We start from the raw sequence: 19,611 nt of genomic DNA, 5'->3' as shown, positions 1-19,611 counted from the left end.
CCGGTCGGCCTCGCCAATAGCCGAGGCCGACCGGCGCTTTGCTTGCAATCATCAAAATCCCTGACATAGCCTTGCCAAGAAGATGCGGGTCGATTCGCCCGTATCGATGCCGTGTGCGTAAAGCTTGAGTGCCGCGGGCAGGGGCGCACCGCCGCACGTTGAGCCGTGATCTGGGGACAAGTCGGGCTGCCGCGACGAAAATGTCGGGCCGCCTGTCCGGAACCGGCCAATCCTGTCGTGCTTGGTGTAAAACAACGCATGCGAGGGCGTTGATGATGTGGAGTCGGAGATGACGCAGCCTGCAAAGGTCACAGAACCCTCGATGGAGGAGATTCTGGCCTCGATCCGGCGCATCATTGCCGACGATGAGGCCAAGCCGCCGCCGACAGAGGCCGCCAAACCCGAGAAGGCTGCGGTGCCCGCGCCGCCAAAGCCGCAGGCGATGAACGACATTCCGCCATCCAAGGTCGCTCCGCCCAAACCCGCCGCCGAAAAGCCCGCACCGCCGCCGGCCGCAAAGCCGGCGCAGCCGGCGCCCGCACCTGCGGCTGACGCGTCCAACAGCCAGGACGACATCGACGCGCTGCTGGCCGGGCTCGACGCGGCCACGCCTGCGCCGGAGGTCCGCGCTCCCGAACCCGAGCCGGAGCCCGACGTGCTCGAATTGACCGACGAGATGGCGATGGACCCGACACCGCCTCCGCCGCCACCCAGCTTCCACAAGGTCGAGCCGCGCGACGATCTCGAATTCGCCGAATCGCCGCCGCCGCGCACCGCGCCGCCGCCGTCTTACGCGCCGGTGGACTTCGATGCGCCGCCGCTGCCGCCGCAGCAGCCGATCCTCGCGCAATCCACGGTCTCCGCGGTCGAATCCGCCTTCAACTCGCTGGCCCACACGGTTCTGAGCAGCAATGCGCGGACGCTGGAGGATCTGGTCAAGGAGATGCTGCGTCCGATGCTGAAGTCCTGGCTCGATGACAACCTGCCGGGCCTGGTTGAACGCATTGTGAAGGCCGAAATCGAGCGGGTCTCGCGCGGCGGCCGCTGAGACCGGCCGTGCGGCCCCGATAAAGCCCTGCTCCTGCGTCATATTCGGCCTGCAGCCCGGGCCGAAAACGCTCGCCGTTGAGCTTCCCGTTGACTTGAACCGCGCGCGCGGCTTTCTAGCAGCCCCATGATCGAGAAAAATTACCAGCCCGCCGATATCGAAACCCGCATGTCCGTGGTGTGGGAGGACAGCCTTGCCTTCAAGGCCGGCCGCCCCGACCGCCGCGACGCGGTGCCGTTCACCATCGTGATCCCGCCGCCGAACGTGACGGGCTCGCTGCACATGGGCCACGCCCTGAACAATACGCTTCAGGACATCCTGTGCCGTTTCGAGCGCATGCGCGGTCGCGACGTGCTGTGGCAGCCCGGCACCGACCACGCCGGCATCGCGACGCAGATGGTGGTCGAGCGCCAGCTGATGGAGCGCCAGCAGCCCAGCCGCCGCGAGATGGGCCGCGAGAAATTTCTGGAGCGGGTCTGGCAGTGGAAGGCCGAGAGCGGCGACACCATCATCAACCAGCTCAAGCGCCTCGGCGCCTCCTGCGACTGGTCGCGCGAGCGCTTCACCATGGACGAGGGCTTGTCGAAGGCCGTCGTCAAGGTGTTCGTCGAGTTGCACCGCGATGGGCTGATCTACAAGGACAAGCGGCTGGTGAACTGGGACACCAAGCTGCTGACCGCGATCTCCGATCTCGAAGTGCAGCAGGTCGAGGTCAAGGGCAGCCTCTGGTACCTGCGCTATCCGATCGAGGGCAAGACGTTCAGCCCCGAAGATCCCTCGAGCTTCATCGTCGTCGCCACCACGCGCCCCGAGACCATGCTCGGCGACACCGGCGTTGCCGTGCATCCCGATGACGAGCGTTATCAGAAGCTGATCGGCAAGGACGTCATCCTGCCGCTGGTCGGCCGCAAGATTGCGATTGTCGCCGACGAGTATTCCGATCCGGACAAGGGCTCGGGCGCGGTGAAGGTGACGCCGGCGCACGACTTCAACGATTTCGAGGTCGGCAATCGTCACGGCCTGCGCAGGATCAGCGTTCTCGACAGGGAAGGCTGCCTCGATCTGCTCGGCAACGAGGATTATCTGCGCGACCTGCCCGAAGGTGCCTCGCAGTTCGCCGAAGAGTTCCACAAGATCGACCGCTTCGTCGCGCGCAAGCGCATCGTCGAGCGGCTTGAATCGTTCGGCTTCGTCGAGCGGATCGAGCCGCACACGCACATGGTCCCGCATGGCGATCGCTCGAACAGCGTGATCGAGCCGTATCTGACCGACCAGTGGTACGTCGACGCCAAGACGCTGGCCAAGCCGGCGATCGCGGCGGTGCGGTCGGGCGAAACCTCCTTCGTGCCGAAGAACTGGGAAAAGACCTATTTCGACTGGATGGAGAACATCCAGCCCTGGTGCATCTCGCGTCAGCTCTGGTGGGGCCACCAGATCCCGGCCTGGTACGGTCCGGATGGCAAGGTGTTCGTCGCCGAGTCCGAGGAGGAGGCGATCAGCCACGCGCTCGGCTATTACGTCGAGCAGGAAGTCATCACGCCGGAGCAGGGGCGCGAGATGGCGCTCGACCGCAACAAGCGCGAAGGCTTCATCACCCGCGACGAGGACGTGCTCGACACCTGGTTCTCCTCGGCGCTGTGGCCGTTCTCGACGCTCGGCTGGCCCGAAGATGCGCCGGAGGTGCAGCGCTACTATCCGACCAATGCGCTGGTGACCGGCTTCGACATCATCTTCTTCTGGGTCGCCCGCATGATGATGATGGGCCTGCACTTCATGAAGGAGGTGCCGTTCTCGACCATCTACATCCACGCCCTCGTCCGCGACGAGAAGGGCGCCAAGATGTCGAAGTCGAAGGGCAACGTCATCGATCCCCTGAATCTGATCGACGAATACGGTGCCGACGCGCTGCGCTTCACGCTGGCCGCGATGGCGGCGCAGGGGCGCGACATCAAGCTCGCCACCAGCCGCGTCGAGGGCTACCGCAATTTCGCGACAAAGCTCTGGAACGCCTGTCGCTTCGCCGAGATGAACCATTGCGCCGTGCCCGAAGGCTTCGAGCCGGCGAAGGCGAAGGAGACACTGAACCGCTGGATCGCGCATGAGAGCGCGCACACCACGCGCGAGGTGACCGAGGCGATCGAAGCCTATCGCTTCAATGACGCCGCAGGCAGCATCTACCGCTTCGTCTGGAACGTCTATTGCGACTGGTACGTCGAGCTCGCAAAGCCCGTGCTGCTTGGTCCGGACAGTCCCGCCAAGGACGAGACCCGCGCCATGGTGGCCTGGGCGCGCGACGAGATCCTCAAGCTGCTGCACCCCTTCATGCCCTTCATCACCGAAGAGCTGTGGGAGGTGACGGCGAAGCGCGACGGCCTGCTCGCATTGGCGCCGTGGCCACTGAAGCCGGCGCAGCCGACGCCGGAGCAGCTCGCGATGCTTGCGGCGACGGCAGGGCCGACAGATCCGCTCATCTCGCCGGCCTGGGTGCTGCCCATGTTCGACCATGCCGACTTCACCGATCCGGCGGCCGAGGCCGAGATCGGCTGGGTGATCGACCTCGTCACGCAAATCCGCTCGGTACGCGCCGAGATGAACATCCCGCCGGCAACGCTGACGGCGCTGGTGCTCGCCGGCGCCTCGGCCGAGACCAGGGAGCGCGCGCCGCGCTGGACTGATGTCATCAAGCGCATGGCGCGGCTGTCGGATATCTCCTTCGCCGATCGCGCGCCTGACGGTGCGGTTCAGCTGCTGGTGCGCGGCGAGGTGGCTGCGCTGCCGCTGAAGGGCGTGATCGACGTCGCCGCCGAGCGCACGCGTCTCGACAAGGAGATCGGCAAGGCGGACGCCGACATCAAGCGCGCCGAGTCCAAGCTGGCAAATGAGAAATTCGTTGCCAACGCGGCCGAGGAGGTCGTCGAGGAGGAGCGCGAAAAGCGCGAGGCGGCACTCGCGCGCAAGGCCAAGCTGCTCGAAGCACTGGAGCGGCTGAAGCAGGCATCGTAGCCCTATTTCGGAAACGGCTTGCTCAGAAACTTCGAGCCCTTGATGCCGTAGCGCCAGGGCAGCTCCACCGCCTTGGTGATACCGATCCGGATGCCGGCAGCGACCTCGACATCCTCCGTCCGCGCATGCAGTGCGATCGGTGGCCGGTCGAGGGGCACGGCGTTGTGCGCGATGGTGATGCCGAGCGCCTCGGTCAGTTTGCCCGGGCCCGAGCACAGCGCGTGCATGTCCTGAAGATGGCGGCGGCGTCGCATCGCAGCCAAGCCATGGGTCGGCTCCAGCGCACGGATCAGCACGGCGCTGGCTGAGCCTTCCTCCTCGCAGACGAAGTTCACGCACCAGTGGATGCCGTAGGAACGATAGACATAGGCATAGCCGGGCGGACCGAACATCACCTGGTTCCGCTGCGTCGGCCCGCGATAGGAATGCGCGGCCGGGTCGGTATGATGATAGGCCTCGACCTCGACGATGATTCCGCCGACGCCATCGACCAGCATGGTGGCACCGATCAGGTCAGGCGCGACCTCGTGGACGCTGCGGCCGAAAAAGGTCCGCTTCAGCGGCTTGCCGAGCCGCAATGGAAAGGCATTCGATCTTGGAGCCATTCGAGGTGAGAATCGCCTGAGAACAGAGCAGGATATTGCCCATATCTGCCATGTTCTCTGAGGCGGGGCGAGCCGGGTTGCGGTGCTTGGCCAGACCGACTAGGTAGGACCAGAACAGACCGGACACCCCATGGTCGTTATTGTCGATACCATCTCGAACCCGCTGCGCCCGCGCCACCCCGAAAAGGTGAACCGGCCCGATTCCGCTTCGCCGCCGAAGCCGGACTGGATCCGCGTGCGCGCGCCCAATACCCGCGGCTATGCCGACACCCGCAACATCGTACGGGCCAACGGCCTGCACACGGTGTGCGAGGAGGCTGGCTGCCCAAATATCGGCGAGTGCTGGGACAAAAAGCACGCGACCTTCATGATCATGGGTGACACCTGCACCCGCGCTTGCGCCTTCTGCAACGTCAAGACCGGCCTGCCCAACGCGCTCGATGCGTCCGAGCCGCAGCACGTCGCGGAAGCAACCGCCAAGCTGGGGCTGGCACACGTCGTCATTACTTCGGTCGACCGCGATGACCTCGCCGACGGCGGCGCCGAGCATTTTGCCCAGACCATCCGTGCGATCCGGGCCGCGTGTCCTTCGACCACGATCGAGATCCTGACACCCGACTTCCTGCGCAAGGAGGGGGCACTCGAGGTCGTCGTCGCGGCGAAGCCGGACGTGTTCAACCACAATCTCGAGACCGTGCCGTCGCGCTATCTCACGGTCCGGCCCGGCGCGCGCTACTTCCACTCGATCCGGCTGCTGCAGCGGGTCAAGGAGCTCGATCCCGCCATCTTCACCAAGTCCGGCATCATGGTCGGCCTCGGCGAAGAGCGCCACGAGGTGCTGCAGGTGATGGACGATCTGCGCTCGGCGGACGTCGATTTCCTCACCGTCGGGCAATATCTCCAGCCGACTCGCAAGCACCACGCGGTGATGCGTTACGTGCCGCCGGACGAGTTCAGCTCTTACGAGAAGGTCGCCTACACCAAGGGGTTCCTGATGGTGTCAGCGAGCCCGCTCACCCGCTCGTCGCATCATGCCGGCGAGGATTTCGCGAGACTGAAGGCTGCGCGGGCAGCTCACGCCCGCTGACGTACCATGCATCGAGTTTCGAGCAAGCACCGTGTCAACCACAGCGCGTCCGAGATGTTTGATCTGGTCGCCGATGTCGAGCGCTACCCGGAATTCGTGCCGCTGTGCAGCGCGCTGAAGGTGCGCCAGCGCATGGCGAAACCCGACGGCACCGAGGTGCTGGTCGCGGACATGACGGTGTCGTTCAAGCTGGTCAAGGAGTCCTTCACCAGCCGCGTGACGCTCGACCGCGCTAATCTGAAGATCCTGGTCGAATATCTGCAAGGTCCGTTCAGAAACCTCGAAAACCGCTGGACGTTCGAGCCCAAAGGCGAGCGCGTCTGCGACGTCGGGTTCTTCCTCGCCTACGAGTTCAAGAGCCGCATGCTGGCAATGCTGATGGGCTCGATGTTCGACGCTGCATTCGCGCGATTCTCCACTGCGTTCGAAAAGCGGGCCGACGCGATCTACGGCCGGCCGAAGCTGGCGTCGTCCTAGTCTTCCCGGCGGGCACCGCTCTCTCCGCCGTCATTGCGAGGAGCTCTTGCGACGAAGCAATCCAGAGTAGTGTCCGCGGCGGCAGTCTGGATTGCTTCGCTGCGCTCGCAATGACGAGGCTTCAATCCACCGCCTTCACCACATCCGGCGGCTGCGAGGCGTAGTACGCCGCGGCCTGCTCGATCTCCTGCGGCGTCATTGCGCGCGCGATGTTGCGCATCTGCTGGCTGATGTCATTGCGCCGTTCGCCGGAGGCGAAGGCCTGGAGCTGCGCCTTCATATAGGCCTCCGACTGGCCTTCAAGCCAAGGGCTGCCGGTCTTGTTGTCGAGGCTGCCATGGCAGGACCCGCAGGGCGCGATGCCGCGCATCGGCGCGCCGTAGATGACGATGTTGGGTTTTGGAAGCTGCGGCGTCGGGTGCTAGGCCGGCAGCCGCGGCCGCGATACGCCCCTCTGACTAGGATGAGGTGGCGCGACAATGCGACAAATCAGAAATTCTGTAAAGACGAATATTTTCACTTGTTACGATTGACCCGTCGGGTGTGTATTTTGCCCGACGAGGCCGGGCAAGAATTGGTCGTTGGCGGCCTCAGGCCGGAACGGACCGGCCGATTGCGAGCCGCTGCCGGATATTGGTCCAGAATGCCTCTGGAGCAGCCAAGATGCGCTGCAGGAGGGCTGCAAGGATACATCGGCAAACAGCAAGCGTCTTTGCGAGCGCGGCCAGAAACCCGTCAAAGCCAAGGATGTTGAGCGCACGGGTGAAGTTGTAGCAGAGCGCCATCAGGCTCCATTCGCCGCGGACCTTGTCGAAGCCGCGGACCAGGAAATGACGATAGCCGGCACGGCATTTGAGCGTGCCAAACGGATGCTCGACAATCCCCGAACGACGGCGCATCAGATCGCCCGCGCCCTGCATGCGCGCGCGGTGACGTTCGAGAACATCTTCATGCTCCCAGCGACCGATGGTCCGGTAGGTCGTGGTCGGTGAGAGACAGCGGACCTTGAGCGGGCAGGTCCTGCAGATCGCTCCGCGGGCTGCGTAGCGGATCTCGATGCGGCCGCTGGTGTTCTTTTGCCTGCTCTTGAGCGGATGCAGCGGCTGGCCCGCGGGACAACGGTAGGTGTCGGTTGCGCCGTCATAGTTGAAGTCCTTGAGCGCAAAGCGGCCTTGCTTCTCGAGCCGCGCGTTACCTTCGGGCAGCGGCACATAGGCAATGATGCCCTCGTCCTCGCACGCCTTCAGCTCGAAACTGCTGTAATAGCCCTCATCGGCCAGCGCCTGCAGTGTCTCGGCTCCAAGGGCTTCTTTGGCCGCCTTGGCCATCGCAGAGAGCTGTCGAACATCGCTGCTGTCATTGACCACCTCGCTTGCGACAATGAGCTTGTGCTTGTCGTCAACCGCGGTCTGCACATTGTAGCCTGCAATGCCCTGACCGTTCTTGACCAGAAGCCGGGCGTCCGGATCGGTCAGCGACAGTTGTGTCTCGCCATTCTCTTCCAGCCGAGCGAGATCGGCCTCGGCACGCGAACGCTTCGCCATCAGCGCCGCGACCTTCGCACCGATATCGCCGCCATCTCCTCGGCCATCACCGCCCGCGCGGTCCTTCCCCACCTTCTTGGCTTCTGCCGCATCATTGTCTTCGAGAGACTTGCGGTAAGCCTCGATCTCCTGGTCCAGCCTTGCGATCTGGTCGCCGAGCCGCTTGCGCGTGAAGATGGAAGCCTTGCTGGCGTCGCCGTGGAACAGGGAGCCATCAATCGCAACGATCGTGCCGCCGACAAGCCCAAGCTCCCGAGCCAGCAGCACGAAGCTCCGGTTCGCGGCCTTCAGGGCCTTCCAGTTCTCCTTGCGGAAGTTGGCGATCGTCCGATAACCCGGCTTCAGTCCCTTCAGCAGCCAGATCAGCTCCAGATTGCGGCCAGCTTCCCGCTCCAGCCGGCGCGACGACCTGACCTGGTTGATGTAGCCGTAAAGATAGAGCTTCAGCAGATCGGCAGGATCGTAGGGCGGCTGCCCGACTTCTTCCGCGCCACGATCCGCGTGGCGGAAGCCAAGCTTTGCAAGATCGAGCGCGCAAACGAAGCTCTCGATCGCCCGGACCGGATTGTCCGGCCCGACATAGTCCTCAATCCGCGCAGGCAGAAGACTGGGTTGTTCCCGGCTCTCGCCGGTCTTGAAAGTGCGATTCGCCATAAGACGAATCCTACATCAACTCCCAAAAAGCGCCGTTCTTGCCCAGCCTCGACGGGCAACACCAAGGCTTGTAGCCCGGATGGAGCGAAAGCGTAATCCGGGACCCCTGTGTCCGCAGAGCGAATCCCGGATTGCGCTGCGCTCCATCCGGGCTACACGACTACGGCACCCGTTCCGCCGACATCCGCCGGGATCATTTCGCGCCGTCGCGGGTTCTCAACGGATTGTCCGGGTTGGAGCCGCCATGACCATCAATGTTGACACGCTGAAAGCATCGCTCGTCCTGTATGGCTTGAACGCGATTTACGCGATGCTTCTACTCGCGGTCGGCTGGTATCTGTCCGGCGCACTGCAGCGTTTCGTCACGCGCGTATTGGGCGTCACGCACCGCGTCGATCCGCTGGTGACCTTGTTCGTTGCCAGCGTAGCTCGCTATGCCGTGCTCGCGGTCGTTGGCATCGCAGTGCTTCAGCTCTTCGGCATCCAGACCGCGAGCCTCGTTGCCGTGCTGGGCGCGACTTCACTCGCCATCGGCCTTGCGCTTCAAGGCACGCTCTCCAATCTCGCCGCCGGCGTCATGCTGCTGCTGTTCCGTCCCTTCCATATCGGCGATGACGTCGAGGTCGCCGGCAAGGCGGGGAAGGTGAAGTCGTTGTCGCTGTTCATGACCGAGCTGGTCGCGCCCGACAACACGCAGATCCTCTTGCCGAACGGGCAGGTGTGGGGCGCGGCCATCATCAACCACAGCGCCTATCCCGGTACGGGCGAGATCAAGGTGGCGTTTCCGGTCAGGGCAGGGGCGGCCAATGCGTTGGCCGACCAGATCCTGAAGGAGCTGCGCGACGACCCCCGCATCGACGACAGGACCGCCCCCTCGGTCAATGTAACAAAGGTGATCGCTGCCGATCCCGCAGCGCCCGTCGTGGAATTGACGGTGAGCGCAAAGGTGAAGCCGTCCGATGCCGATGCCATCAAGCAGCGGGTGCTCGATCATGCGAGTGCGCTGCTGGCGGCGGCGTGAGAGCGCCTTTAGCCCCGCGGCGAGCGCGGCGGCCTGCGCTTCACCGCATGCCGGCGCGGCGAGCGGGTGACGCGGGGACGCAAGCGGCTTGCGGCTGCGGGGCGCGGCTTGGCCTGGGCTTGTGGGCCGCGGGCGAGGTCCATCAGCATGCGCAGTGCCTCGACCACGGAGCGGGCGCGCACGGCACTGCGGCCGATCGCGCCGAAGCGGTGCTCGCGATGGATGATGCGGCCGTCGCGCGCCGCAGCGGCAAAGTGCACGAGGCCGACCGGCTTGCCGGGTGTGGCGCCGCCGGGGCCGGCAATGCCGGTGATGGCGACCGCGAGATCGACATCGGCGCGCTCGAGGGCGCCGATCGCCATCGCGGTTGCGGTCTCCTTGCTGACCGCGCCGAAATTGGTGAGCGTGCTCGCCTCGACCCCGAGCATCGCGCGCTTGGCGTCGTTGGAATAGGTGACGAAGCCGCGGTCGATGACATCAGAGGAGCCGGGAATATCGGTCAGCGCGCCGGCAACGAGGCCGCCGGTGCAGGATTCGGCCGTCGCGATCGTCAGCTTGCGCATCCGGCACAGATCGAGCAGCGAGCGGGAGAGGGCGCGTGCGTCGCTGCCGCCCATGGCTTACACGCTCCAGGGAAGACGGATGGTGGCGCTCGCGGTGGCCGCGATGCCTTCCTCACGGCCGGTGAAGCCGAGCCGCTCGCTGGTGGTCGCCTTCACCGCGACGCGCGAAATGTCGACGCCGGAGATCTCGGCGATGCGGGCGCGCATGGTGTCACGCAACGGGCCGATCTTCGGCCGCTCGCAGATCAGCGTCACCTCGAGATTGGCGACGCGGCCGCCGCGCGCCGTGACGCGCTCGATTGCGTATTTCAGGAACTGATCGGAGGAAGCACCCTTCCACTTCGCATCGCTCGGCGGGAAGTGCGAGCCGATGTCACCGTCGGCAAGCGCGCCGAGAATGGCGTCGACCAGCGCATGCAGGCCGACATCGCCGTCGGAATGGGCGAGGAAGCCTTTGGTATGGGGGACGCGCACGCCGCAGATCATGACGTGGTCGCCGTCGCCGAAGGCGTGCACGTCATAGCCCGTGCCGGTCCTGATATCGCCGAGCTGGGCGGCCAGGCGTGCTTCCTCGCGCACGAAATCCTCGGGAGTGGTGAGCTTCATATTGGCAACATCGCCTTCAAAGGTTGCAACCGTCAATCCTGCCCATTCGGCAATGGCGGCATCGTCGGTGAAATCCGAGCGTCCGTCCTTCGCCGCGCGACGATGCGCCTCGAGGATGACGTCGAAACGAAAGGATTGCGGCGTCTGCGCGATTCGCAGACGCGCGCGGTCCGGCGTGTCCTCGATATGACCGCTCTCGCCGGTGAGCTTGATGGTGTCGGTGACGTGGACGACCGGGATCGCAGCGCCAGTGCGGCTCGCCGCCTCGATCGCACGGGAGATCACGCCTGCCGAGACGAAGGGGCGGGCGGCATCGTGGATCAGGACGATATCGGGCTTGTGCTTTGCGAGCGCTTCCAGACCTGCAAGGACCGAGGCTTGGCGGGTGGCGCCGCCATTGGCCGGCGGCTCGTGCTTGAGGCCGGCGACCGCCGCCGTGAACATCGCGCTGTCGTCGGGGTTCACCACCGGTTGCACCGCCGACACCTCGGGGTGACGGCTGAAGGCTTCCATGGCGCGATAGATCACGGGCACACCGCCGATCTCGCGATATTGCTTCGGCCCGCCGGCACCGGCGCGCAAGCCCCGACCGGCTGCGACGAGGACGACCGCAGTGCGTTGTGATTTCGCCATAGGACTCAAATACTCAGTTGGTGATGAAGAGTCGGGGAGTGGGGTGATTTGACGGCATGCCTCTAGCACGGCAGGCCCGCAAAAAAAGGGGGTTTCCCGCTTTGTGGGAAACAGCATTTTGCTGCACTGCACTTGAAAGATCTGCAGAACTGTCTAAACTGTAGGCATGACGCTTGACTGCACAAGAATTGTGCGCAAGATAGATCATGGCAGGCGCGATGAGGCCCTGTCCAGTCAACGAGACCCCTGTGACCGGCTCGGCAGTATCCGGCTCTAAGCCGTTGAAAATAGGCGATATTGATGTCGCCACCCCGGTCTTCCTGGCGCCGATGTCGGGGGTGACTGACTCGCCCGTTCGGCGGCTGGCCGCCGAGCTGGGGGCGGGTCTCGTCGTGTCGGAAATGACCGCCAGCGATGAGCTCGCCAACGGCCATCGGATGTCGCGGTTGCGCTGCGAAGCCACGGGGATCGGCCCGCACGTGGTCCAGCTCGCCGGCTGCGAGGCGCATTGGATGGCCGAAGGGGCCCGGATCGCCGAAGCCGAAGGCGCCGACATCATCGACATCAACATGGGCTGCCCGGCCCGCCATGTCACCGGCGGCCAGTCTGGCTCGGCCCTGATGCGCGATCTCGACCACGCAGTCAGCCTGATCGATGCGACGATTGCGGCGGTGAAGGTGCCGGTGACACTGAAGATGCGGCTCGGCTGGGACGACCGCAGCCGCAACGCGCCGGAACTGGCGCGGCGCGCCGAAGCATCAGGCATCAATCTCGTCACCGTGCATGGCCGCACCCGCTGCCAGTTTTACAAGGGCGATGCCGATTGGGATGCGATCCGCGCGGTGCGCGAGGCCATCTCCATTCCGCTCGTCGTCAATGGCGACATCACCACTTATGACAAAGCGCTCGCGGCGCTCGACGCCTCCGGCGCCGACGCCGTGATGATCGGCCGTGGCGCGCAGGGCCAGCCTTGGCTGCCCGGCCAGATCGGCCGCCGCCTGAGGGGCGGGGCAGAGGAAGCAACGCCGGCGCTTGAGACGCAGCTGCATTATATCCGCACGCTCTATGAGGGCGTCTGCGCGCTGTACGGTCTGAGCATTGGCCTTCGGCACGCGCGCAAGCATCTCGGCTGGGCGCTCGATATCGCGGCAGATGCGAGCGGAGCTTCAGTCGAGAAGCTGAAAGGGTGGCGTCAGAAGATTCTGACCTCCGAGGATGCGCGCCTGGTCCACCGATCGCTGCAAGACGCCTTCGACGACTTCGCATGGAGCGCTGCTGCATGAACTCAGCCGCCGAACAGCGCCGGCCGTCCGACAGCGACGCGATCCTGGATGCGCTTCCCAATCCCGTGCTGATGATCGGGCCGGACGGCAAGATCGTCGCCGCCAACATCGCGACCGAAGCCTTCTTCGAAATCTCGACGCAGTTCCTGAAGCGGCAGTCGCTGAAGGAACTGGTGCCGTTCGGCAGCCCCTTGCTGGCACTGATCGACCAGGTGCGCTCGTCGAACTCGCCGGTCAACGAATACAAGGTTGATCTCGGCACGCCGCGCATGGGCGGCGATCGCCAGGTCGATCTGCATGTCGCCCCGCTCACTGAGCGGCCCGGCCACATCGTGGTGATGCTCCAGGAGCGCACCATCGCCGACAAGATGGATCGTCAGCTCACCCATCGCAGCGCCGCGCGCTCGGTGATCGCGCTCGCCGCGATGCTGGCGCATGAGATCAAGAACCCGCTGTCCGGCATCCGCGGCGCGGCGCAGCTCCTGGAGCAGCAGGCTTCCTCCGAGGACCGCATGCTGACGCGCCTGATCTGCGACGAGGCCGACCGCATCGTGACGCTGGTGGACCGCATGGAGGTGTTCGGCGACGAGCGCCCCGTGGTGCGCGGCCCCGTCAACATCCACTCGGTGCTCGATCACGTGAAGCGGCTGGCGCAGTCCGGCTTTGCCCGCAACATCCGCTTCATCGAGGATTACGATCCCTCGCTGCCGCCGGTGCTGGCGAACCAGGACCAGCTCATCCAGGTGTTCCTCAATCTCGTGAAGAACGCCGCCGAAGCCCTGATCGACGTGCCCGACGCCGAGATCCAGCTCACCACCGCGTTCCGCCCCGGCGTGCGCCTGTCAGTCCCCGGTCAAAAATCCCGGGTATCCCTGCCGCTCGAATTCTGCGTCAGAGACAACGGACCAGGCGTGCCGGACGACCTTCTGCCCAACCTGTTCGATCCCTTCGTGACCACCAAGCAGACCGGCTCGGGTCTGGGCCTCGCGCTGGTCGCAAAGATCGTCGGCGATCACGGGGGCATCATCGAATGCGAATCTCAGCCGCGCAAGACCACCTTCCGCGTGCTGATGCCGATGTATTCCACATCGGTGAAACATGCCGATCAAAGCAGTCGCGCCGACTTTGCCGGGAAGCCGTCGCCTGCATCACAGGGGGCAAAATGAGGATTAGCGATGCCCGCAGGTAGCATTCTCGTAGCTGATGACGACACCGCCATCCGCACCGTTCTCAATCAGGCACTTTCCCGCGCCGGCTACGAAGTGCGGCTGACCGGCAATGCCGCAACGCTGTGGCGTTGGGTCAGCCAGGGGGAGGGCGATCTCGTCATCACCGACGTGGTGATGCCCGACGAGAACGCTTTCGACCTGCTGCCGCGGATCAAGAAGATGCGGCCGAATCTGCCAGTCATCGTCATGAGCGCGCAGAACACGTTCATGACGGCGATCCGTGCCTCCGAGCGCGGCGCCTATGAATATCTGCCAAAGCCCTTCGACCTGAAGGAGCTGATCGCCATCGTCGGTCGCGCGCTCTCCGAGCCGAAGGAGCGGGTCTCGACGCCGGACGAGGACGCCGAGATGGAGGCGATCCCGCTGGTCGGCCGCTCGCCGGCGATGCAGGAGATCTACCGCGTGCTGGCGCGTCTGATGCAGACCGACCTCACCGTGATGATCACGGGCGAGTCCGGCACTGGCAAGGAGCTGGTGGCACGCGCGCTGCACGATTACGGCAAGCGCCGCAACGGGCCGTTCGTCGCGGTCAACATGGCAGCGATTCCACGGGACCTCATCGAATCCGAGCTGTTCGGCCATGAGCGCGGCGCCTTCACCGGTGCCAACACTCGCGCCTCCGGCCGGTTCGAGCAGGCCGAGGGCGGCACGCTGTTCCTCGACGAGATCGGCGACATGCCGATGGAGGCGCAGACCCGTCTCTTACGCGTGCTGCAGCAGGGCGAATACACCACCGTCGGCGGCCGCACCCCGATCAAGACCGACGTGCGCATCGTCGCGGCCTCCAACAAGGATCTGCGCGTCCTGATCCAGCAGGGCCTGTTCCGCGAAGACCTGTTCTTCCGCCTCAACGTCGTGCCGCTGCGGCTGCCGCCGCTGCGCGAGCGCATCGAGGACCTGCCGGATCTGGTGCGGCACTTCTTCACGCTGGCCGAGAAGGATGGCTTGCCGCCGAAGAAGCTCGACGCACTGGCGCTGGAGCGGATGAAGCAGCACCGCTGGCCGGGCAACGTGCGCGAGCTCGAAAACCTCGCCCGGCGCCTCGCCGCGCTCTATCCGCAGGACGTGATCACGTCCTCGGTCATTGACGGCGAGCTCGCGCCACCCTCGGTCAGCCCGGGCGCGGCGGTCCAGCAGGGTGTCGACAATCTCGGCGGCGCGGTGGAGGCCTATCTGTCCTCGCACTTCCAGGGCTTCCCGAACGGCATGCCGCCGCCGGGCCTCTATCACCGCATCCTCAAGGAGATCGAGGTGCCGCTGCTGACGGCTGCACTCGCCGCCACCCGCGGCAACCAGATCCGCGCCGCGGACCTGCTCGGCCTCAACCGCAACACGCTGCGCAAGAAGATCCGGGACCTCGACATCCAGGTGTATCGGAGCGGGGGCTAGGCTTTCAGAACGGACGGTGGCTCAGCTCCCCCACCCAAGGCGGAGCTGAGCCTGTCCGGATCGCGTTGGCCGTTGTGGCTGACGCGGTGAGCAGAAGTCCGGATCGGACCGAAATGTTCCGCTCGCACATTCAAATTGGTCATTCGGCGGCAACGCGCGGTATCACATCTATCTAACAAGCCGGCCGGGTGCCGGCGTCACGCTAGCGACATTCACCGGCGGCTGCTGGAGACCCAGGCCGTTGACCAGGAGGTCGGCGGCCACGATCAGCAGAAGAACGGCCGAGACCATCGTCGCGAGAAAAAATCTATCCATCCCCGTCAAGCCGGGATGGCGGGAATCCGTTCCCGTCAACCACCATGTCTTGTGGATGGGCGCGTCGGTCGCGGCGGAGACGCCGCGGAATTGTCGCAATTCGGCAACAATGTGGTACGAATACATCAGTATCCGCGCGCCCGCGGACCCGTTTTTCAGCACCCATTGCCGGAATGATCAGCGCAGATACCTCGGCCGCATCCTTTGACACGGCCCCAGCCGAAGAGCCCAAGCGCTGGTCGCTGCGGCGCTGGCTGGCACCCTTTGCCGTGGCCCTGGCGCTGCTGTCGGCCTTCCTCACGTTCCTGGTTCTGACCGGCCTCACCAAGATCGAGCCGACGCCGGAGGTGGTCCGCTCGTTCTATCTGATCAATGCGGCCACGATCCTGCTCCTGGTCGGGATCATCATCCGGGAACTCTGGCAGCTGATCCTGGCCCGACGGCGGGGCCGGGCGGCCGCGCGCCTCCATGTCCAGATCGTCAGCCTGTTCTCGATCGTGGCGGTGCTGCCGGCGGTGCTGGTCGCCGTCGTCGCCAACGTCACCATCGAGCGCGGCCTCGACCGGCTGTTCTCGGGCCCGACCAAGGAGGTGATCCAGAATTCGCTGACGATCGCGCGGGCCTACATGCAGGACCATGCGCAGCTGATCCGCGGCGACATTCTCGGCATGGCCAACGACATCGCGCACGCCCGGCCGCTCTACGACCAGGACCGCCGCTCGTTCCGGGAGATGCTGACCGCCAGCGCCGGCTCCCGCAATTTGCCGGGCGCGATGATCATCGACAAGAACACCAACATCCTGGAATCCGCCGACACCGGCATGCGGCTGGCCTACTCGCCGCCCGCGCCGGACTTCCTCAGCAACGTGAACGAGAACGAACCCGAAATCGCGGTGCTACCGGATGCGAGCTTCGTCGCCGCGGTGATCCGCCTGCGTGCCTTCAACGACACCTTCCTCTACGTCGCCCGGCCACTCGATCCGAACGTCGTCAACCAGCTCAAGCAGACCGAGGTCAGCGTCGCCGAATACGCCCAGATCGAGTCGCGCCGGCTCGGCATCCAGGTCGCCTTCGCGCTGATGTTCGCGGTGATCGCGCTGACCATCCTGATGGCTTCGGTGCTGATTGGCCTCAACTTCGCCAACTCGCTGGTCTCGCCGATCCGGCGGCTGATGAATGCAGCCCACACGGTCTCGACCGGCGACCTGCATGTTCAGGTGGCCGTGCACCAGTCCGAAGGCGACCTTGCCCAGCTTGGTGAGACCTTCAACAAGATGACGCAGGAATTGCGCAGCCAGCGCGACGAGCTCGTCAACGCCAGCGACCTCATCGATAGCCGCCGCCGCTTCATCGAGGCCGTGCTGTCGTCGGCGAGCGCCGGCATCATCGGCGTCGACGCGTCCGGCAGCGTCGGAATCCTCAACCGCTCCGCCGAGAAGCTGATCGGACACTCCGAAGCGGAGACGCTCGGCCACCCGCTCTCGGACGTGCTGCCTGAGCTCGACGAGATGATGAAGGCGGCGCGGGAAGGGACCCAGCGCCTGGTGCAGGGCCAGATCACGATCACCCGCGACGGCACCGAGCGCAATCTCTCGGTCCGCGTCAGCGCCGAGAAGACCAGCCAACCGCGCGACAGCTACATTATCACGCTCGACGACATCACCGAGCTGGTCTCCGCGCAGCGCACCTCGGCATGGGGCGACGTGGCGCGCCGCATCGCCCACGAGATCAAGAATCCGCTGACGCCGATCCAGCTCTCGGCCGAGCGCATCCGCCGCAAGTTCGGCAAGACCATCACCGAGGACAAGGACAAGCAGATCTTCGACCAGTGCACCGACACCATCGTGCGCCAGGTCGACGACATCAGGCGCATGGTCGATGAGTTCTCCCGTTTCGCACGCATGCCGAAACCGGTGATGGAGGGCGAGGACGTCGCCGACACCGTGCGGCAGGCGGTGTTCCTGATGAAAGTCGCCCATCCCGAGATCGACATCGAGGCCGAGTTCAAAGAGGATCCGCTGCGCGCCCAGTTCGACCGGCGACTGATCTCCCAGGCCGTCACCAACATCGTCAAGAACGCCACCGAGGCGATCGAGCAGGTCCCGCCGGAGGAGCTCGGCCAGGAAAACGGAAAAGGCCGCATCGACGTCGTGGTGTCGCGCGAAGGTGAGGACGTGCTGATCGACGTGGTCGACAACGGCATCGGCCTGCCCAAGGTCGCGCGCTCGCGGCTGCTCGAGCCCTACGTCACAACGCGCGCCAAGGGCACCGGCTTGGGGCTGGCGATCGTCGGCCGCGTGCTGGAAGACCATGGCGGACGCATCGAGCTGAAGGACGCCTCCGACTTCCGCGAAGGCCAGCGCGGCGCCTGGATGCGGATGCGCTTTGCGATCTCCGGGCAACCCGCGAAGTCCGAGGGAGCCGAGCCGGCGCTCCCGGAAGCAACCAAGCCGGGCAACAAGGAAACGGTTGGGGATTCCGTCAAGGAATCCAGGCCGGACTCGGAAACAAACGAGCCGGCCGCCGAAACCAAAGAGCCGACTGAAAAGACCAATGATTCAACGAAAATCGAAGCCTCAACAGGTAGCTGACAAGGCAGGCGCGACCCATGGCTAGTGAAATTCTGATTGTCGATGATGAGGCCGATATTCGGGATCTCGTTGCGGGCATTCTCGAAGATGAGGGGTTCGTCACAAGGACGGCACGCGACAGCGATACGGCCCTGGCCGAGATCGCCAATCGCAGGCCGCATCTGGTGTTCCTCGACATCTGGCTCCAGGGCTCCAAGCTCGACGGCTTGCAGCTCCTGGAGCAGGTCAAGAAGGACAACGCCGATCTGCCGGTCGTGATGATCTCCGGCCACGGCAACATCGAGACCGCGGTCGCCGCGATCAAGCGCGGCGCCTACGACTTCATCGAGAAGCCGTTCAAGGCCGACCGGCTGATCCTGGTCGCGACCCGAGCGCTGGAGAACTCGCGGCTCAAGCGCGAGGTCAAGGAGCTGAAGCAGCTCGCGCCGAGCGCCAGCCAGCTCGTCGGCCGCTCGCCCAGCATGAACCAGCTGCGCCAGACCATCGAGCGCGCGGCCAAGGCCAACAGCCGTATCCTGATCGTCGGCCCCGCCGGCGCCGGCAAGGAGCTGACAGCGCGCACGCTGCACACCGCCTCGGGCCGAGCGGACGGCCCCTTCGTCGTCATCAACGCAGCCGCGATCACGCCCGAGCGGATGGAGCATGAGCTGTTCGGCGTCGAGCAATCCAACGGCGAACAGCCGCGCAAGCCCGGTGCGCTCGAGGAAGCCCATGGCGGCACGCTGTTCATCGACGAGATCGCGGACATGCCGCGCGAGACCCAGAACAAGATTCTGCGCGTGCTGGTCGAGCAGTCGTTCCAGCGCGTCGGCGGCACCGCCAAGGTGCAGGTGGACGTCCGCATCATCTCCTCCACCGCGCGCAATCTCGAAGAGGAGATCGCGGCCGGCCATTTCCGCGAGGACCTCTATCATCGGCTCTCGGTGGTGCCGATCCGCGTGCCTGCGCTGTCGGAGCGGCGCGAGGACATTCCGGAATTGATCGACTACTTCATGGAGCAGATCTCGGCCGGCAGCGGCCTGCCCAAGCGGCAGATCGGGCAGGACGCGATGGCGGTGCTGCAATCGCACGTCTGGCCGGGCAATGTGCGCCAGCTCCGCAACAACGTTGAGAGAGTCATGATTCTGGCTGCGGGCGGGCCCGAGGTCATCATCACGGCCGACATGTTGCCGCAGGACGTCGGCTCCATGGTGCCGGCGATGCCGACCAGCAACAATGGCGAGCACATCATGGGCCTGCCGCTGCGCGAAGCGCGCGAAGTATTCGAGCGCGACTATTTGATTGCACAGATCAGCCGTTTCTCAGGAAATATTTCTCGCACGGCCGAATTTGTTGGCATGGAACGTTCGGCGCTGCATCGGAAGCTGAAGGCGCTCGGTGTCGGCTAAAGCGTTTTCGAGCGAAGTGGGTACCGGTTCGCGTAAAGAAAACGCGTCAAAACAAGATCTCGCGCCGCGACGTTGCGGTGAGACATCAGGGATAAGCGAGGAAAATCATCGATTTCCGTAGTTTTTCGGGGCAAGACGGCGAGGGCTGGCGCGTGAAGCGGCTTGCCTAATAACT

General features: G+C 64.9%; 15 protein-coding genes and 1 pseudogene. 10 read left to right on the top strand and 6 right to left on the bottom strand.

What is annotated here, in order from left to right:
* Positions 1 to 289 precede the first annotated feature (289 nt).
* Positions 290 to 1,048 carry a PopZ family protein gene (locus XH85_RS24980; RefSeq protein ID WP_164940136.1) on the top strand — a complete coding sequence of 253 codons (759 nt, stop codon included), beginning with the start codon at positions 290 to 292 and terminating at the stop codon, positions 1,046 to 1,048.
* A 126-nt stretch (positions 1,049 to 1,174) separates the two neighbouring features.
* The gene (locus tag XH85_RS24975; protein ID WP_128933923.1) at positions 1,175 to 4,051 is read left to right on the top strand and encodes a valine--tRNA ligase; all 2,877 of its coding nucleotides are present in this window, start codon (positions 1,175 to 1,177) and stop codon (positions 4,049 to 4,051) included.
* Between the two features lie 2 nt (positions 4,052 to 4,053).
* Here the strand turns inward: XH85_RS24975 and XH85_RS24970 are convergent, their stop codons facing one another.
* Positions 4,054 to 4,656: a DNA-3-methyladenine glycosylase gene (locus XH85_RS24970; RefSeq protein WP_128933922.1), complete on the bottom strand. Its 603-nt coding sequence runs from the start codon at positions 4,654 to 4,656 to the stop codon at positions 4,054 to 4,056.
* A 130-nt stretch (positions 4,657 to 4,786) separates the two neighbouring features.
* On the opposite strand from XH85_RS24970, the gene lipA reads away from it, so the two are divergent.
* A complete protein-coding gene (gene lipA, locus XH85_RS24965; protein ID WP_128933921.1) occupies positions 4,787 to 5,743 on the top strand; it encodes a lipoyl synthase in 957 nt (318 codons plus the stop codon).
* 6 nt (positions 5,744 to 5,749) lie between these two features.
* Positions 5,750 to 6,220 (top strand): type II toxin-antitoxin system RatA family toxin, encoded by a 471-nt coding sequence (locus XH85_RS24960; protein ID WP_128933920.1) that lies wholly within the window; start codon positions 5,750 to 5,752, stop codon positions 6,218 to 6,220.
* 121 nt (positions 6,221 to 6,341) lie between these two features.
* Here the strand turns inward: XH85_RS24960 and XH85_RS24955 are convergent.
* Both XH85_RS24955 and XH85_RS24950 read right to left on the bottom strand, forming a co-directional pair.
* Positions 6,342 to 6,659: pseudogene (locus XH85_RS24955) on the bottom strand (c-type cytochrome); the annotation flags it as partial.
* A 151-nt stretch (positions 6,660 to 6,810) separates the two neighbouring features.
* Entirely contained in the window at positions 6,811 to 8,418 is a 1,608-nt protein-coding gene (locus XH85_RS24950; protein ID WP_128933919.1) for an IS1182 family transposase, read from the bottom strand.
* A 244-nt stretch (positions 8,419 to 8,662) separates the two neighbouring features.
* On the opposite strand from XH85_RS24950, the gene XH85_RS24945 reads away from it, so the two are divergent.
* Positions 8,663 to 9,439, top strand: coding sequence for a mechanosensitive ion channel family protein (locus XH85_RS24945; RefSeq protein WP_128933918.1), 777 nt, complete (start codon positions 8,663 to 8,665; stop codon positions 9,437 to 9,439).
* Positions 9,440 to 9,447: 8 nt separating this feature from the next.
* Here the strand turns inward: XH85_RS24945 and XH85_RS24940 are convergent, their stop codons facing one another.
* Together XH85_RS24940 and XH85_RS24935 are read right to left on the bottom strand one after the other, a co-directional pair.
* A complete protein-coding gene (locus tag XH85_RS24940; RefSeq protein WP_128933917.1) occupies positions 9,448 to 10,056 on the bottom strand; it encodes a CinA family protein in 609 nt (202 codons plus the stop codon).
* A 3-nt stretch (positions 10,057 to 10,059) separates the two neighbouring features.
* Positions 10,060 to 11,241, bottom strand: a complete 1,182-nt coding sequence (locus XH85_RS24935) for a bifunctional 2-C-methyl-D-erythritol 4-phosphate cytidylyltransferase/2-C-methyl-D-erythritol 2,4-cyclodiphosphate synthase (RefSeq protein WP_128933916.1) — start codon at positions 11,239 to 11,241, stop codon at positions 10,060 to 10,062.
* A gap of 281 nt (positions 11,242 to 11,522) precedes the next feature.
* Here XH85_RS24935 and dusB point away from each other — a divergent pair, with 281 nt between their 5' ends.
* Genes dusB through ntrC form a run of 3 tightly spaced genes read left to right on the top strand, consistent with a single transcriptional unit; the run spans position 11,523 to position 15,142 of the window.
* Positions 11,523 to 12,524, top strand: coding sequence for a tRNA dihydrouridine synthase DusB (gene dusB, locus XH85_RS24930; protein ID WP_208758152.1), 1,002 nt, complete (start codon positions 11,523 to 11,525; stop codon positions 12,522 to 12,524).
* Entirely contained in the window at positions 12,521 to 13,690 is a 1,170-nt protein-coding gene (locus tag XH85_RS24925; protein ID WP_128933915.1) for a two-component system sensor histidine kinase NtrB, read from the top strand. The genes dusB and XH85_RS24925 overlap by 4 nt, the downstream gene beginning before the upstream one ends.
* Positions 13,691 to 13,699: 9 nt before the next feature.
* The gene (ntrC, locus tag XH85_RS24920; protein ID WP_128933914.1) at positions 13,700 to 15,142 is read left to right on the top strand and encodes a nitrogen regulation protein NR(I); all 1,443 of its coding nucleotides are present in this window, start codon (positions 13,700 to 13,702) and stop codon (positions 15,140 to 15,142) included.
* A 168-nt stretch (positions 15,143 to 15,310) separates the two neighbouring features.
* Here the strand turns inward: ntrC and XH85_RS24915 are convergent, their stop codons facing one another.
* Positions 15,311 to 15,583 (bottom strand): histidine kinase, encoded by a 273-nt coding sequence (locus XH85_RS24915; protein ID WP_128933913.1) that lies wholly within the window; start codon positions 15,581 to 15,583, stop codon positions 15,311 to 15,313.
* A 47-nt stretch (positions 15,584 to 15,630) separates the two neighbouring features.
* On the opposite strand from XH85_RS24915, the gene XH85_RS24910 reads away from it, so the two are divergent.
* Both XH85_RS24910 and ntrX read left to right on the top strand, forming a co-directional pair.
* Positions 15,631 to 18,048, top strand: coding sequence for a sensor histidine kinase (locus tag XH85_RS24910; protein ID WP_128933912.1), 2,418 nt, complete (start codon positions 15,631 to 15,633; stop codon positions 18,046 to 18,048).
* A 17-nt stretch (positions 18,049 to 18,065) separates the two neighbouring features.
* Positions 18,066 to 19,436 carry a nitrogen assimilation response regulator NtrX gene (gene ntrX / locus XH85_RS24905; protein WP_027558046.1) on the top strand — a complete coding sequence of 457 codons (1,371 nt, stop codon included), beginning with the start codon at positions 18,066 to 18,068 and terminating at the stop codon, positions 19,434 to 19,436.
* Positions 19,437 to 19,611 lie beyond the last annotated feature (175 nt).

The sequence above is a fragment of the Bradyrhizobium zhanjiangense genome, from assembly GCF_004114935.1.
Taxonomy (GTDB): Bacteria; Pseudomonadota; Alphaproteobacteria; order Rhizobiales; family Xanthobacteraceae; genus Bradyrhizobium; species Bradyrhizobium zhanjiangense.
Note: the sequence above shows the minus strand (reverse complement) of the source record. Positions and strands in the feature narration are given on the sequence as shown.

Excerpts from the sequence above, each read along its gene's own strand:
- XH85_RS24980 (WP_164940136.1), top strand. The coding sequence starts at position 290 with ATGACGCAGCCTGCAAAGGTCACAGAACCCTCGATGGAGGAGATTCTG.
- XH85_RS24975 (WP_128933923.1), top strand. The coding sequence starts at position 1,175 with ATGATCGAGAAAAATTACCAGCCCGCCGATATCGAAACCCGCATGTCC.
- XH85_RS24970 (WP_128933922.1), bottom strand. The coding sequence starts at position 4,656 with ATGGCTCCAAGATCGAATGCCTTTCCATTGCGGCTCGGCAAGCCGCTG.
- lipA (WP_128933921.1), top strand. The coding sequence starts at position 4,787 with ATGGTCGTTATTGTCGATACCATCTCGAACCCGCTGCGCCCGCGCCAC.
- XH85_RS24960 (WP_128933920.1), top strand. The coding sequence starts at position 5,750 with ATGCATCGAGTTTCGAGCAAGCACCGTGTCAACCACAGCGCGTCCGAG.
- XH85_RS24950 (WP_128933919.1), bottom strand. The coding sequence starts at position 8,418 with ATGGCGAATCGCACTTTCAAGACCGGCGAGAGCCGGGAACAACCCAGT.
- XH85_RS24945 (WP_128933918.1), top strand. The coding sequence starts at position 8,663 with ATGACCATCAATGTTGACACGCTGAAAGCATCGCTCGTCCTGTATGGC.
- XH85_RS24940 (WP_128933917.1), bottom strand. The coding sequence starts at position 10,056 with ATGGGCGGCAGCGACGCACGCGCCCTCTCCCGCTCGCTGCTCGATCTG.
- XH85_RS24935 (WP_128933916.1), bottom strand. The coding sequence starts at position 11,241 with ATGGCGAAATCACAACGCACTGCGGTCGTCCTCGTCGCAGCCGGTCGG.
- XH85_RS24925 (WP_128933915.1), top strand. The coding sequence starts at position 12,521 with ATGAACTCAGCCGCCGAACAGCGCCGGCCGTCCGACAGCGACGCGATC.
- ntrC (WP_128933914.1), top strand. The coding sequence starts at position 13,700 with ATGCCCGCAGGTAGCATTCTCGTAGCTGATGACGACACCGCCATCCGC.
- XH85_RS24915 (WP_128933913.1), bottom strand. The coding sequence starts at position 15,583 with ATGTATTCGTACCACATTGTTGCCGAATTGCGACAATTCCGCGGCGTC.
- XH85_RS24910 (WP_128933912.1), top strand. The coding sequence starts at position 15,631 with ATGATCAGCGCAGATACCTCGGCCGCATCCTTTGACACGGCCCCAGCC.
- ntrX (WP_027558046.1), top strand. The coding sequence starts at position 18,066 with ATGGCTAGTGAAATTCTGATTGTCGATGATGAGGCCGATATTCGGGAT.